The sequence below is a fragment of the Terriglobus albidus genome, from assembly GCF_008000815.1.
Taxonomy (GTDB): domain Bacteria; phylum Acidobacteriota; class Terriglobia; order Terriglobales; family Acidobacteriaceae; genus Terriglobus; species Terriglobus albidus_A.
Genome location: NZ_CP042806.1, coordinates 4,341,300 through 4,356,124, shown reverse-complemented (window position 1 = coordinate 4,356,124; position 14,825 = coordinate 4,341,300). Strand labels below are relative to the sequence as shown.

11 protein-coding genes are annotated in these 14,825 nt (G+C 54.4%); 3 read left to right on the top strand and 8 right to left on the bottom strand.

Features of this window, described 5'->3' with window-relative positions; all coding sequences use genetic code 11:
• Window positions 1-376 precede the first annotated feature (376 nt).
• Window positions 377-1,690 (bottom strand): hypothetical protein, encoded by a 1,314-nt coding sequence (locus FTW19_RS17245; protein WP_147648775.1) that lies wholly within the window; start codon window positions 1,688-1,690, stop codon window positions 377-379.
• A gap of 553 nt (window positions 1,691-2,243) precedes the next feature.
• Between FTW19_RS17245 and FTW19_RS17240 the strand changes: the two genes are divergently transcribed.
• The gene (locus FTW19_RS17240) at window positions 2,244-4,079 is read left to right on the top strand and encodes an FG-GAP repeat domain-containing protein (protein ID WP_147648774.1); all 1,836 of its coding nucleotides are present in this window, start codon (window positions 2,244-2,246) and stop codon (window positions 4,077-4,079) included.
• Between the two features lie 55 nt (window positions 4,080-4,134).
• Here FTW19_RS17240 and FTW19_RS17235 read toward each other — a convergent pair whose 3' ends face one another.
• The 3 genes from FTW19_RS17235 to FTW19_RS17225 form a co-directional block, all read right to left on the bottom strand.
• Window positions 4,135-5,907, bottom strand: coding sequence for an FG-GAP-like repeat-containing protein (locus FTW19_RS17235; protein WP_147648773.1), 1,773 nt, complete (start codon window positions 5,905-5,907; stop codon window positions 4,135-4,137).
• Between the two features lie 288 nt (window positions 5,908-6,195).
• Complete coding sequence (locus FTW19_RS17230; protein WP_147648772.1) at window positions 6,196-7,263, bottom strand: VWA domain-containing protein; 1,068 nt, start codon at window positions 7,261-7,263, stop codon at window positions 6,196-6,198.
• A 128-nt stretch (window positions 7,264-7,391) separates the two neighbouring features.
• Window positions 7,392-8,078, bottom strand: coding sequence for a hypothetical protein (locus FTW19_RS17225; RefSeq protein ID WP_147648771.1), 687 nt, complete (start codon window positions 8,076-8,078; stop codon window positions 7,392-7,394).
• A gap of 468 nt (window positions 8,079-8,546) precedes the next feature.
• Between FTW19_RS17225 and FTW19_RS17220 the strand changes: the two genes are divergently transcribed.
• Window positions 8,547-9,821, top strand: a complete 1,275-nt coding sequence (locus tag FTW19_RS17220; RefSeq protein WP_147648770.1) for an Ig-like domain-containing protein — start codon at window positions 8,547-8,549, stop codon at window positions 9,819-9,821.
• On the opposite strand, the gene FTW19_RS25855 is transcribed toward FTW19_RS17220, so the two are convergent.
• Genes FTW19_RS25855 through FTW19_RS17200 form a run of 4 tightly spaced genes read right to left on the bottom strand, consistent with a single transcriptional unit; the run spans window position 9,808 to window position 13,495 of the window.
• Entirely contained in the window at window positions 9,808-10,557 is a 750-nt protein-coding gene (locus FTW19_RS25855; protein WP_187143025.1) for a dTMP kinase, read from the bottom strand. The genes FTW19_RS17220 and FTW19_RS25855 overlap by 14 nt on opposite strands.
• 13 nt (window positions 10,558-10,570) lie before the next feature.
• Entirely contained in the window at window positions 10,571-11,059 is a 489-nt protein-coding gene (locus tag FTW19_RS17210; protein ID WP_147648769.1) for a hypothetical protein, read from the bottom strand.
• 60 nt (window positions 11,060-11,119) lie between these two features.
• Window positions 11,120-11,518, bottom strand: coding sequence for an STAS domain-containing protein (locus tag FTW19_RS17205; protein WP_187143024.1), 399 nt, complete (start codon window positions 11,516-11,518; stop codon window positions 11,120-11,122).
• Window positions 11,519-11,563: 45 nt separating this feature from the next.
• Window positions 11,564-13,495 carry a lipopolysaccharide biosynthesis protein gene (locus FTW19_RS17200; RefSeq protein ID WP_187143023.1) on the bottom strand — a complete coding sequence of 644 codons (1,932 nt, stop codon included), beginning with the start codon at window positions 13,493-13,495 and terminating at the stop codon, window positions 11,564-11,566.
• Between the two features lie 301 nt (window positions 13,496-13,796).
• Between FTW19_RS17200 and FTW19_RS17195 the strand changes: the two genes are divergently transcribed.
• Complete coding sequence (locus tag FTW19_RS17195; RefSeq protein ID WP_147648767.1) at window positions 13,797-14,777, top strand: endo-1,3-alpha-glucanase family glycosylhydrolase; 981 nt, start codon at window positions 13,797-13,799, stop codon at window positions 14,775-14,777.
• The last annotated feature ends 48 nt before the right edge of the window (window positions 14,778-14,825 follow it).

Sequence of the window (14,825 nt, the reverse complement as noted above, 5' to 3'; positions counted from 1 at the left end):
AAAGGAAAGCAATCGTTCTGATTGCGAAGCAATGAAATTCGCGAGTGCGCTGTTGCTCTACTCTCAGCCGCACACACTCCCTCGGCTGGACTTGCAAGTCTGCAAAAGTGCTTTCCAAATCCACTACTGGAATAACCAAATCCTAACTCTCGCTTTCGAGGAAACGCAATGAGTATCCTGTGCGGATGGCAACGTATTTTTGATAAGGCCCATCTAAAGGCAATAAGTTCCCTGTGCCTTGGCAATTTTTACGCAATGTCGGAAATTTTCTCCTACATGCTGGAGCAAGTGACGTTGCATGGCGATGAATGTGAATTGACAAAATCAAAGGCCCTCCAGCTGGAGGGCCTTGTGTCATCGCTTGCTTCGCTCGTCTCTACCAGTAAATCAGGCTGAGTTTATCGACGTAGCTCTTGATTGACGTCTGATACTCATCGCCGTCCATCTGATAGTTCACGGTGACGCCGTACCAGTTGGCCGGGACATAGAACGGTGGCACCGTCTTATTCAGAACGATGGTTTTGCCGTTGAGTGTAATGGTCTGGTAGGTCAGCGTGTTGTCACCGTTCCGCTTGCCGCTGATGGTCACGTGGTTCCAGGCATCCTTCATTGGGTTGCAAGCGATGCCGGTGGCCTCCCAGTGCTTGTCAACGTTGTTCCAGAGAGCCCATTCATGGCCACCGTGGAGGCGGCACTCGGTACCCCAGGTCATACCGAAGGAGTTGAGGAACCAGTTGATGTCGAACTCCAGTGCCTGGGTGTGGGCCTCATCATAGCTGGTGACATAGAAGTAGGCATCATAGGTGAAGTTCTTGGTTGCAGCTATAAGAGTGTGATCCACATCCGGAAGACCCTGCGATGAGTACGCACCGATCAGGTGGTTCCAGAAGAGTACATCAGAGTAAGGCAGAGTGCCGCCAAGGTTGAACTGCGTCGCGGATCCGCTGAGTGACGGATTGGCGATGTTCCGGTTGTAGGAGTAGGTAATGCCGGCGCAGGCGTTTGCCTCAACATGGTCGACACAGTTGTCGTAGTAGGGAGCCTTCTGGCCGGACATATTCCATGCCGGGCTCATCTGCAGATTGCTGAAGGTGTTGGATGCTCCGAGGGCCGTAAGGTCGAGCGGGGTCTTGGCGTAACCGCCGCAGTTATCCCAGGACTGCACGATGGTGTGATGTGTGCCGGGTGTCAGCGTGGCCTGGTAGTTGAGGGCATTGCCATTCTCGACGTCAACGAGCTGGTTATCAATATAAAGCCCCATTGCCGCCACACCGGAAGCGCAGGTCGTTGTGGCGGAGGCAACAAACGCCGGCTGCGTGCTGGAGTTGCCGCTGGCTGGCGAGTTCACCCATACGCCCGCCTCGCTCTTGGCTGTAATAGGCACAGGCAGATTTGTCGAGCCGCCGCAGAGATCCCATGCCTGCACGACGGTGTAGTGTGACCCCAATGAAACTGGCAGTGTGGTGTTGAGGGAGGCTCCCTGGGCTACGTAGACGAGTGTGTTGTCAATGTAGACACCGATTGATGCGATACCGCGGCTGCACGTCGTTGTGGTGGCTGTGGCGGCGAACGCTACGTTCGTTCCAGTGGTCTGTCCGATGAAGGGCTGTGAAACGAGGACGGTTGCGTGAGCTGAGCTGGCGATGACAAATGCTGCGACAAGGCATAGGAGTGCGGTGAGTTTCCGCATGGGAACCTGCTTGACCACGAAAGCGCTGCTGCCCTTGATCTCCCTGAGCTTGAGCAGTCCTCGTGGGGGGATTTGCTTGCTTTTGTTATTCAGAGAGTAACCCGGTACTTCAGGAAGTCAGCTACGACTTTCTGGGAACCGAAAGAAGCGATGCCGATTTGGGATTAAACCTGCTTAATGCCGATTCCCCAGTAAATCTGGCTATTTTGTTGAGCTGGAGCCCGAGGAAGGCAGGCAATGGCCGGTGTTTCAAAATCGGAAGTCAATAGACCACGGAAACCTTTACAGGAATTCGTGACTTTCCTGTGTGAAAGTACAACCTAAAAGTTGCTGCGTCGCTCTCATGATCACGCCTGGAGTCACCTATGTTGCTGCGCACTTGTCTCCGTGATTGTTTTACCCCGAGCGACATTCATCCCCCACCCTCCCACTGAAGATCTCCTTTCACAACTTGTAACGAAGTTTGCGCGATAAGAACTGCGTCACTATGAATTTCGCGCCGCTGTGTTCCAAAAGTCCGATGTCTCGTTGATCCCCAGGAGGTTCCCCGGTCATGCTTCCCCGACTTGTTGTAGTCGTCACTATTGCCGTGTGCGCTTCACGGCTATGCGGTCAAACTCCACTTAGTTTCGAGAGCTATGGAGACAGATATAACGGAGGCAGCGGTCCAATGATCGCAGCCGATTTCAATCGCGACGGCAAAGTTGATCTGGTCCAATGTTGCAGCTCAACTCGGAATCTGATTTTTCGTGCAGGTACCGGCGATGGCACATTTCAGCCACCGGTTACGGCATCTGCGGATGCCGTTGCGCTGCAGAGTGGTATTGCAGCCGATATAAACCATGATGGCAACCTCGACCTCGTTACAGTCGCAGCTCTGAATCCCCCTGCGCCTCCCGCGGCCGGTACATATGTGTTGAGTATTTTCCAGGGAAATGGGGATGGCACGTTTCGAGCACCGCAGACCTACGCGACCACTCAAGAGCCTGGGCAAGCCGTTGTCGGGAACTTCTTCAATGATGGTCAATCGGCCATTGCGGTTGGCGAGTCGTACGGCCTGATCGAGCTATTCCGCAACAATGGAGATGGAACGTTTGTTTTTGCGGGCTCGATATCGGTTGGTACTGGAAACTTCAGCCCCGTTCAGGTAGTGGCAGGGAGCCTGAATGGCAACGGGATCTCTGACCTTGCAGCGCTTGTTCTGAATTCCAATGACTTTGCGATGCCATCGGAGTTGAGCGTGTTATGGAATAACGGCAATGGAGCTTTTACACGGCAGGTGCTAGGGCAATATTCCTGGTCTCAAATCACAACCGCTCAGATGAACGGGGATGCCAATGCAGATCTCCTTGTGAGTTACCAGTGCACACCGCCGCCCGGAACTGGCTACTACTGCGTGGGATTCGATGCTTTCTATGGAGCCGGACAAAACAATCTTTCCAAGAAGACGCTGGTCAATTCGACGTCAGGCTTAAATCCTGGAGATCTTGGGCAGATTGAAGGTGTCGATGTGGATGGGGACGGCTACATCGATATCGCTGCGGTCGGAGCGCTGCAGTGTAATGGTTCTACGGGAGAGTGTAACGATGCACCGCAGGGCCTTTCGATCTGGCAGGGAAATGCCGACGGATCATTTCTCCAGACTCCTGCGAACTTCTTCACTTCGCGAAATGTACAGGTGGGCGCAGCCGTTATGGCGGATTTTAATCGCGACGGAAGGATGGACTTTGCCCAGACACAACCCGGAGCTGGGGGACCAACGGAGTTCTATCTGAACGCAACACGGCGAAGGAACTGCGGGACCTATACCATCAGCCCCTCCGTGACGGTATGCTCTCCAGTCGATAACACCTACTTGCCGAACTCCGTGCATGTGCGTGCTAGTAGTTATGACACGACCCAGGTGACAGCCCTCCAGGAGTACATCGACGGTGTGCTGAAGTACTCTGAGCCTGTAACGAGCCTTGACCAGAGATTCCCGATGAGCGAGGGCTCTCATCTGTTCGTGACCAAAGCCTGGGACGCAAGCGGGGCGAGTTTCATGTCCTTCCGAACAGTAACCGTGTACGACGGGACGCCCGGAGCCACATGCTACGCGGCGATGAACTCCGCCAGCCTCTGTCTCCCAAAAGGGACGAGTAGCTCAGGACCTGTCCTGATTGTGGGCAACGGGAACACAGGGACAAGTCTTACAACCGCAGCGCAGCTTTATATCGATGACAATCTGGTCGTGAACAATGCGGCTCCCTGCGAGACAGCCTGTTATGGAGTCAATACGATGGTGCAGACGGAGCAGAGCCTATCCCCTGGATCACACACGCTTGTCTTCAAGGTGTGGGATCTGGCGGGGGATGTGTATCAGGATCAGAAGACAATTTACGTAGAGTAGATTTGAAAACTGGTCACCATCGACCGCGGCTGGAATATCTCCAGCCGCGGTCGAATTATTCGACGGAGACAGTCTTATCGGCACTGTAGATGTTCCCGTTGGCATCCCACAGCTTGAAGACCAGATCATGGCTGCCGCTGGAGAGGCCTTGATAGGTATCGACAAGCGATGAGCCACCGGGGCAAGCTCCATAGTCGTTGCAGCTTGTGTTGTTGATGACAAGGTTGCCGTCAATATAAAGCTGAGCCGCGGTCGGAACATAAGAGGTATAGCCGTTGCCAACGATATGCACGGGCGACGTAGAAGTCGCTCCAGAGGGAAGACAGATCTCCGCGGTACCCAGTGCGGCTGCGCAGACAGATCCAGGTGTCCCGTTGTAGAGCGTCACGTGCCGGACCGACCTGAAGTTTAAACCGGCATAGTCCCACGCTTTAGTGACAAGATTGAAAGAGCCCTCTCCGAGTTGGAAGGTGCGGTTGAAGCCGGAAACTGGCCGCGAATAGACAAGGTCGCCATTGACATACAGCTGCATCGCCGTTACCTGATTCGTGTCGTAGGCATTGGCCGTTACCCTGATGGCAGGAGCTGGGAGGTAAGTGTTGTCCACAGGCTGACATACTGTGACGGTTGGATTGATTTGACTCGTAGCGCAAGGGGCACGGTTGGTTGCGTTCAGATAGATCTGGGTTTGTGCGTCTCCGGGAAGCGCTTGCGCGAAGTCAATCATTCCATCGCGGTTGAAGTCCGCTACCACAAGTTGTCCGGTGCCGCTTGAGGTAGCAATGAAGCGGCTCGCAGCCTGATCGAAGGAGCCATCCGGGTGGCCGAGCCAGATGAAGAGTCCTGTCTGGCTGCCGTTCTGGTCGGAGGTGCCGGTGACAAGATCGCCAATGCCATCGCCGTTGACGTCAGCGGCCCAAAGATATCTCGCTGCTCCAACCGTATCCGCGGTGATGATGTGACGTTCAAAGGTCTTCTGCTGCCCTTGCCCATAAAAGACATCGACACCTTCGCACGTAGAGATCGGTCCCTTGGGGCCAGGGTACTGAGGATTGGGGTGGCAGTCATAGGAGACGAGAATGTCTGTCATTCCATCCTGGTTCAGATCGCCGACGTTAAGTCCCGCAGGGTTGGTATAAGCGGACAGCGCACTCTTCCTGAAATTCCCGGCTCCATCGTTCCAGAGAGCATAAGCGGAGTCGGAGGTGAGCACTGCAAGATTCGTGACTCCGTCATCGTCGAAATCGCCGGCCTTCACATTCAGGATGTCCCTGGTGGGGTCAATCGGGACCGTGTTGCTTAACACAAAGTTTTTGCCGTCTGTGTTGTTGAAGATCTCGACCGACCCTTGCGAATCGCCGATCGCCAGGTCAGGTCGTTGGTCTCCGTTGAAGTCGCCTACCGCCATCGCACGTGGAGAACCCGCGGTAGCCACCGCGATGGCTGGTTGGAACGAGCCATCCCCGTTGCCGAGGAAGACATCGAAGGTGCCACCGATACAAAGGACAATGACATCAAGCTTGCCATCCTGGTTAAGGTCAGCCGCGGCGATATCCTCCACTTCTGAACTATCCGCCTGCCCGACAGTGATTGGAGGCTGGAAGGTCCCGTCCCCGTTACCGAGGCGTAGTGTGACTACGGTAAAGCTGGAGCCCCCGCCGAAGACCATGTCAGGCTTGCCGTCTCCGTTGAAGTCACCTTGTGCCATAGCCTCGACGCCGAAGGCCATGTAAGTATCGCGGCTCAGTTCAAAACTCAGATTGGTTTGCGCGGGAAGAATAGAGCTGCTGGCTAATAGAAGTAAGACAGGGACAAAGGGGAACCGCATGGGGGACTCCTGAAGACGAGCCGAGTGATTGCAATGCGCACTAAAGGAGTCTTCCGCGAGCCAGATGGTTGCTCAGGATATCGATTAAGTTTTCATTTAGGGCAGAAGTTTCCCATGCTTTACATACGGGCAGAACTGATCACGGAGGTTGGAATGGTGTCTCGGAGCTCTTGTCATAAATGTTGTCATCCTAAACGTTGTGAAGGACCTGCTTTTCAACACTTCGGATGGCAAAGTTCTTGATGGTTGATGTCGCGAACCTTAGATTCAGGACACAGGAGTTATCACCTATTTAGAGGATGCAACCGGCAACGCTTTCGCCAGATATCCATTTCTTGTCCGCACTGTGAGTTTCTGACGTCCGGCAAACGCATCGACGTGTACCGTACGGTAGCCACCGTTGCTAGGCGGATTGGTAGACCGGTACCCGATGGTGTACTGGGTTCTGATATCTTCTGCTACGGCCGAGGCGATCGTATCCACTTCCTTCAGAGATTTCGGAAAGAAGGCGGCTCCACCCGTCTGATCGGCAATCTGTTCGAGCAGGGCGTGTGCCCGTTGTGCTTCTACCTTATCGATGTCATCGCCGAAGAGAAGGCCAACGCAATAGATCACCGGACCTTCCAGACCCTGCACGCGCTTGATCATGTCTCTCAATGTCGTTCGCGAAGCGTTGTCGTCACCGTCGGTAATCAGAACGAGAACCTGTTTGGCATTCTTGCGGTGCTTCGACATATATTCCGCTGACGCCATCACGGCATCGTAAGCCGCGGTGCCGCCAGTGGATTTCACATAACGTAAGCCCTGCTGCAGCTTGTCTACCGAGGAGGTAAAGTCCTGATCGATGTAAGCCTTTGAGCTGAAGTCGACGAGAAAGGCTTCATCTTTGGGATTGGAAAGGCGGATAAGGTCCAGAGACGCTTTCTCTACTGCCGCGCGCTTGTCGTACATCGACGCAGAACTGTCGATCAGCAGGCCGATCGAAACGGCAGTGTCTTCATGCCGAAAGCTGGTGATGGTCTGCGGCACACCGTCTTCCGCGACATGGAACGTATCTTTTGTAAGATTCGTCGCTGGCCGGCCTGAGGGATCCAGAACGGTTACATTGAGCTGTACTTCATAGGCATCAGCTCGTAGCGTATAGCGTCCACCCGCATCTTTCTGGATTGGACCGGTGGCCACAGCAGAAGCTGGCTCCGGCTGCGCCGGAGTGACTCCGTCAGGATCGATGGAGGGCGCTGGATCACGATCCACACTCAGCGATCGTGATGATTGTGGTGCGGTCTGCGCGTGACCTGCACCCACACACATTAGTGTCAGAACCGAGCAGAGCAGGAAGGGAAGGCGAAGCTGCATAGGTACCTGGTCGAACGAAGATCGTAGCGTCGGACTGCGGCAGCAGCTACTGGGCGCTGCCGCAATCTTCGACGTACGGTCATTGGATGATGACCAGACCCTTCAGCGTTGTTTCTCTATCTGATTGTCTATTTGGGAGGAGCCGGGTTGCCCTTATTCTCTTTCTCCTGCGACTCGTACATCTGCTGCAGCTTTCGGTCACGGAGATATGTGCGCATCTGGGGATCATCCACCGCCTCCGGCGGAGGATGCGCGATGGCGCCTGGGCCGAGCTCAACTCTTTCGGCTTTGTTCTGGATGGCCGGCTGTGGGGAAGGAAGAGCAGGGCCATTACTCCGGTCGGTCAACAACAGTTGCCGGGGAGCCCCTTCCCGGCCACCACCGATCATCAGAATGTTGTAACCCTGGCCGGCCAGTAGCTCGGTAAGAACGGCCGACGGCTCACCCGGGCCGTAGTTGCCAAAGATCCGGGCATCCCTGACTTTTCCCTGGATAGCCATGCCGCTCTCTCTTGAGATGTCCTGCAAGACCTGGCGAAGCTCGGAGTTATCCGCATTGACGGTCAGCATTCCGCCATTGAGGCGGACGGCTGCCGGACTGGCCGCCGGCGCGGGCGCTGGAGCAGGAGCAGGGTTGGCGATCTTTGAATTCAACTTCTCGCGAGATTGGAAATGGCTCTTTGCTGCTGCAGTCGGCCGCGATGTCGATTGGGCGCGGCATGGGGGAATCACCGACATCAGGAGAAGAGCGACAGAAACCGGAGCTAACTCTCCGATCTGGTCTTGAAAGCGATTTTTGATGTTTTTGTGGCGCATGAAAAGCTTGTCGCCGGCGCGTTCAGATGCCGCAAGGATAGGACGAGATTACTCTGCCATGGGCGTCCGCTAGAAGGATTCTAGAAGTTTCGGCCATAAATTGCACCTTGGGGCCCGATGGATTTGTAGATGCTGGTGGTAACAACGGAGAGAGGGAAGAAAGTTCACGGTAGGTGGCATTAATTGCGGGGACAGGAAAGAATTACGCGCTGGCGCTGGCTATCTAAAGATGCGCGCTTGTGGAACTTTCGTTGCCCGCCATTTAGGTTTTTTCCCCATATACTCAAGTTGCCAAGGCGAGCACTCCTCGGCACTCCCCAGGAAAAGGTGGTCGACTAGAGCATTTCCCTGTTGCCGGTTATCCCGGAAGGGCGTGCAGCGGCGTTTCATTGCGAAAACGCCCATAGATACGGAAGCCCTACACTACACCCACAGGGAAAATGTTCTACGGCCGCTCAGTTTGTGTGAATGAACGTATTTGTTCGTTTGATATTGTTCTTTGGCTGCGCGATTCCAGCGTTTGCTACAGTTGCAGTTACTTCACCCACCAATAACACGACCGTCGGATCGTCTGTCCGGGTCACAGCGAATGCCACAACGTCGTGCTCCAATGGGGTCGCCTCAATGGGCATCTACGTCGATCATGCTTTACAGCGTGTTGTAGACGGAACCACTCTAGACTCATCCGTTCCTCTTTCTCCTGGCAATCACCTTGTCGTGGTACAGGAATGGGACTACTGCGGAGGCTCTACCTATACTCCATTGAATCTAACCTCGTCTTCCTCCGCCGGTGTGAACGTCGCCTCGCCCGCAAACGGGAGCAAGGTAGGAACTCCTGCGATCTATGTTGCGAGTGCCACGACGGCTTGCGACAAAGGCATATCTGCGATGGGCATTTACGTCAATCAGCAGCTCGTTTATAAGGTCGACGGTTCGACACTTGCCACTCCGATCACCATGGGACAAGGGCAGCAATCCACGGTTGTTCAGGCATGGGATAACTGTGGAGGAACCGCGGCAACGCCCATTGATGTCACCGTTACGGGAACCAGGCTGACAAATCTGCAGGCAGCTCCAGGGTGGAATCAGTGGGGACAGTTGCCGCCTGTATATGACATCTGCGATGCACCCTGTGCGGGAGTCTACTGGTCGATGACGCAGAACCAGCAGACACCTTCGCTCAGCGGCAATGCAACGCAGTTCTATCTTGGCGGTACGACTCCCTATTCTGACGTCCTCTTCTCGAACCCTGTTATCGGGCATGGGAACAAGCAGGGCCTAACAGACGAAAGCCACACCCTCCTGCCGACATTGCATGACTTTCTCTATGACACCGACGTGTATGTGAGCAACTGGGCCGTTACCCAGGTGCTCGAGTTCGATCTGAACATGTATGCCGGAGGATTAGGTATGGAGTGGGGAACTGAGTGCAATCACTTGAATGGCAACGTTTGGGACTACTGGAACAACGTTGAAGCCCGATGGGTGCCGACCTCGATCCCGTGCACACTCAAAGATGGCTGGAACCATGTAACGTTACAAGCGCATCGGCAAGCCAACAACGATCTTCTCTACCAGTCCATCACCGTGAACGGAGTGGTTTATCCACTGAATATTACCGTAGCGCCGAAGGCGGTTCCATCAGACTGGTGGGGGATGACCGTCAACTACCAGATGGATGGCAACTACAAGATGGATGGCTATACCACCGCCCTTGATAACTTCCACTTTACGTACTGGTAGAGACCGGTCCGGAAAACAATCTCTCATCCCGCAGCTCATGCCCTGTCTTTCCTTTTGAGAGCAGGGCATGTTTCCTTTCCTCGACCTTGCGGCATATCTCACGGTGTGCGAGCTCCGCGCTTGACGGCGGAATCACTGCCATTCCCGCGATCGCGGCGAGACGGAGATACGCCATGCGGTTCGAGCGGAGGAACTCCAGAGGATATTCCGGCTTGCGGGCGAACGCTGTGTCGGGATCGGCGTCCAGAACGAAGGCGAGGCCTGGCTTCGGAATAAACCGTAGGATTGCGCGTACATACAAGCGGTGAAAGGAACGATCCACCTGCAGGTTGGCAAGCTCGTCATAAAGGAAGCGGTCAAAGATCACGACACGATCTTCAGCCCGAGGATTTGCCCGAAGAAGCTTCTTTACTGTTCGGCGCAGCGATAGAAGATCCAGCGCATAGAGTGCCATCCGCATACAGGTGAGCAGCGGTGATTGAACATTTTTGTCCCGGCGGTGAATGGGAGCTTCCGGAGAGCCGACTCCTTTGTCGCCTTTGAAGACTTTGTGGCCCAGATCTTCCCGGAAAGACTTCAGCGCGACGACATCATCCCAGAAGGTGACCAACTGGACCTGTTGTCCCGACGATTGCAGAATGTCGCGAAGCAGCGCAATCTGCGTGCTCTTTCCGGCTCCATCGATACCGGAAAAGCTTATGAGAAGAGGCCTCTTTTCAGGCAAGGTCTGATTCATCTTCTGGCTCGCTTCAGTTAGAAGGCTTAGCTGAGGTAGCAAGGGATAGTCCGGCCACAGTTCCCACGGCGATCACAGCCCCAACGACAAGAGCCGTCCTGATGGAGAACCTGCGAACGCGTTTTTGTTTCGCCGGCGCAATAGCTGCGCCCGATGGAGTGGCTGCAGGCACTCCATCGACGCGGGTATCAGGAGCGGCAGCCGTGCCCTTGGGCGGCGGCACCTTCTCCTGTGGTTGTGAGGGCTGCTGGGTAGGAGTTTGGGCGCCGTTCTGAGAGCCGGGCTGGGCGTTGTTCTGGAGTGCATCCGTGGACTGTGGCGCAGGAGCGCTGGAATCCTTGCCTGTCGTGGCAGGCTCGGTGGTTTGAGTACTCTGCTGGCTCGTGGATGATGTCTGTTCCGCATCGTCATGATCCGTAGAGGCATATGCCTCAAACGGCAGAACCAGTGAAGCTACCAGGCACAGAGATAAGTATTGTTTCAGGAATCGATTGCGGGGCATTCTTTCACGCTCCAGGCTTACGCTGCTGCACTCATTGAGACCAGCTGGACGTTGGATGCTTTAAGCCGCGTATTCGCTGTCCGGTTGTGTTTCAGCGGTTTCCGAGTACAGGGGCGCCATGCTGGCCGGGCGAACCTGATAGCTATGAATTGCACTTTCTGTCGATCCGTAAATTTCAAACAGACGACTGATTCCGGCATTCTGTAGTACGGCGCGAGCTTCTGGGGTCACTGCGGCAAGTCTTACATCACCGTTATGCTTCATAGCTTCTTCCAGGCAGGAGAGAATAAATTGGATCTCTTCCGCACCCATGACTTCAATCCTTGAGCAATCAAGCACGAACCGCGGATGACCACTCTGAACGGCCAGCTTAAGCCGGCGAAGTATTTCTGCATGACTACTGGAAGAGATCTGGCCTGGAAGCTGAAGAATATTTACTGCTCTTTTTCTAATAGACATCGGAGTCATCCCTTTTGTTGAGGACGTATGGATGGGCGAACGTGCTTACAGCACAGGCGGAGGCGGAACTTCATCCGGAAGCGTTCCCGGACTCTCACATAACTGGAGTACTTCTGTGTTTCGTATCTCCAAAAAAGCTCTAAGGAGATTTCGTCCATACCTGAGCAGATTGAATAGGCTGGTTTTGTACCAGCAGCACTGCGCCATGCTGGTTGACAGGCCGCAGACAAATTTGAGGCGTTCTACTTTCTGTTCCAAAACACCCGCGACAAAACGGTGGTTGCCGTCGAGAATTGTCAGCGGGTCTGACTCTGTTAGACCGATCAAAATGATCGGTCCTGAATCCAGGGTGTCCGTGGTGAGGGCGCCGCGAATCTCACTGATCTTGCGTACAAATGGGTCGTCAGGGAGAGACTGACGATTTTTAATGCGTTCGGCTACCGTTTTAATCGCAAAGTTGCCCCGGGCGGTTCTCGCCCATTGTGCCCTTGGAAAGACGCGGATCTGATTCAGTTCTGCCGCGCCGATCTCGACCTCATACCATTGCGTATCATCCGGAAGTTCCCTCCACAGAGCGCGATGCCGAAGTTCCAGGAGTGCCCGGCGAACGGCGCACTCCGAGACGTCCTGCAGGTCGGGGGCCAGGAAAATGCTCCGCAATCTCTCTTCGTACTCGGCATAGACGCCCTTTCCGAGTTCACTTTTAAGAAAACCTGAGATCACTTCGTCTTCGCTCATTCGCCGCATAAGTCGAAGCTTACGACGCTCCAACAGGAAGCCTGCGTTGTTCAGCATGTCCAGGAAGAATGGAACGGCTACCAGAATAAGGAAACAGACGAGCAAGACGAGCTGCACCATGATCACCTGTTGCAGCGACTCGTGATACTTGCAGATGCCGGCGATCAGAACTCCGCTGAAGAGGAGTTGGAACCAGGCCGTGTTCGCAATCTTGTATGACATCTCATAGGTCATCACGACCACGCTGAGGCAATAGACAACTGTAGTTGCGGCATAGATCGCCAGGAGATATGGAAATCCATGGGGCCCGAGAATCTTGAATTCGGGACCGAACAGAATGGTCCACAGCCAGTCAGGCGTGATCGCAAGGCCGACGGAGACTGCCATGCCCACAGCCAGTACCGAAAGAAGTGCTGTCCCAATCAATGAAAGGTTCTTTCTCTCTTCCGCCTTCGAGCCCGCAACGACAGGGAACATGCTGTTCACAATCGCCTGAGACCCTGAAAAGATCACGCGCCCCACCATGGCGATTGCGGCATACAGACCGGCTTCCCGAGCAGGCAGAAAGTGTTTGACCAGAACAATGTCGGAGTTGTTGATCAATACCTGCCCGGTAAAGAACACGGTCGCGTGCGAGACCTCTTGAAATGCTGTGCGCAGACTCAGTGGGTTGATCGCGGCCAAGTCGAGCTTTGGGGCTATAGCGAAGTAGGCGATAGCCATGGCCGCCGAGTTCGCGACAATGACTCCCTCCACGCCGAAGCCGAGTGAGATCATCAGGAGCGAACCAAGCAGTCGCGTGACGCCTTCAAGCACCAGGTTCGCGGCCAGCTTACGGAATCCATAGGCCCCTTGTATGTATCCACGGCGAGATCCCAGGGGAACATAGAAGGCGGCTCCTACCGCCAGGATCGTCACAAGGGTTGTACCCGGAAGATCGAGATATGTTGTGATCTGATTTTGGAACACGAGCAGCAGTAGAGCTACCAGCAGTCCACATACCCAACTGCCACGGTGCAGCGTCCGGTACACCGTGTCGCGGCGGGCTCCCTCCCCCTGCTGCGCAACGATCTTCGCGGTAATGATCTGGAACGAAAGAGTGATGGCGGAGATGAGCGTCAGGACTGTGTAAAGCGCGTTTGCGTTTCCAAATCCCTTTGGTCCAAGAAAGTGGGCGACTGAAACGTTGTAGGCAAGATTGATGACGACCGAAAGAGTAGAGCCGGAAAGCAGAACCACACTTCCGGAAATGATCCGTGTTCTTAGGCTTTTTTCGACCGACGGCCCCGTAGACACAGTGAAATCCTTCGCTACCGAGCGAGACGAATTTGTTTTGTCTCCCCGAAATAACACAATCGTGATTCCATATCGATGCTTCGAGGTTTCGCCCTAGTTGCCCGCCTTTTATCCCTTTTTAGGGACATTGTTGTACTTCTCTGAAGTTACTTTTGGATATTACTTTTGGCGCTATTCCCGCTTCATCCGCCAGAGAGAAAGAATTGTCGTACAACCGAATATCTCCAGAAGTTCTCTAACAGGCATGTCGTTCGCCACGAGTGTGTCTTGTTTGTGCCTTTTTCTTCTCTTCCGTGGTTGTGGTGCTACACGAGCGGTCGAATTGACACATAAAGCCGTCGGAAACGCACCGCAGACGTTGGCCGTATATGAAGCGTGGTTCGGCCTGCCCAAACACATTTCTGTAGGTTATTCGACCAATAATGCCGAGACGGTCCGTACGCAGATGCGCAAAGCGAAGTCGCTTGGTATCACGGGATTTGTGGTGGACTGGTATGGAAACCGCGAGCCGTTCATCGACCAGAGTTATGCCGTGATTCAAAAAGCCGCTGCGAAGGAAAAGTTCACGGTGGCGCTGATGTACGACGAGGGCGATACCGATGAGGGAGCAACAGACCAGGTGATTGCCGACCTCACAGCCTTTCATGACAACTACTTACTCCCGAACTCCCCCGGTCATGAGGCCTATTTGACGTACAAGGGAAGGCCGGTGATCTTTGTCTTTCCACATGGCAGCCATACAGATTGGGCACAGGTCCGGACTGCCGTAAATAAGTGGAGCTCGCCTCCCTGGTTAATGCAGGAAAACCTTCCCGGACCCCATCCTGAAGCCTTCGACGGCTTTTATCCGTGGGTGAATCCTGGCCCCGATGGTTGGGCTGCGGATGGAAGCCATTGGGGAGATCGTTACCTCAGAGACTTTTATAAAAACATGGCTGAGAAATACTCCGACAAGATCGTCGTCGGTGGTGCGTGGCCACAGTTTGACGATTCCAGGGCTGCCTGGAGTTTGAATCGTCATATCTCTGCACGGTGCGGGCAAACTTATCGTGAGGCGCTGGAGTTATGGAAAGAGTATTTTCCAGCCGGGCAGGTCATTCCGTTTATGTTGGTCCAGACCTGGAACGACTACGAAGAGGGCTCACAAATCGAAACCGGTATTCCGACCTGTACCCAGGGACCAGGGAAAAATCTGACCAGCGCGCAGAATCAGACGACGCAATAAAGCATTTTCCTGTCGGTGTAGTGCAGGGCTTGTGCATCTATGGGCGTT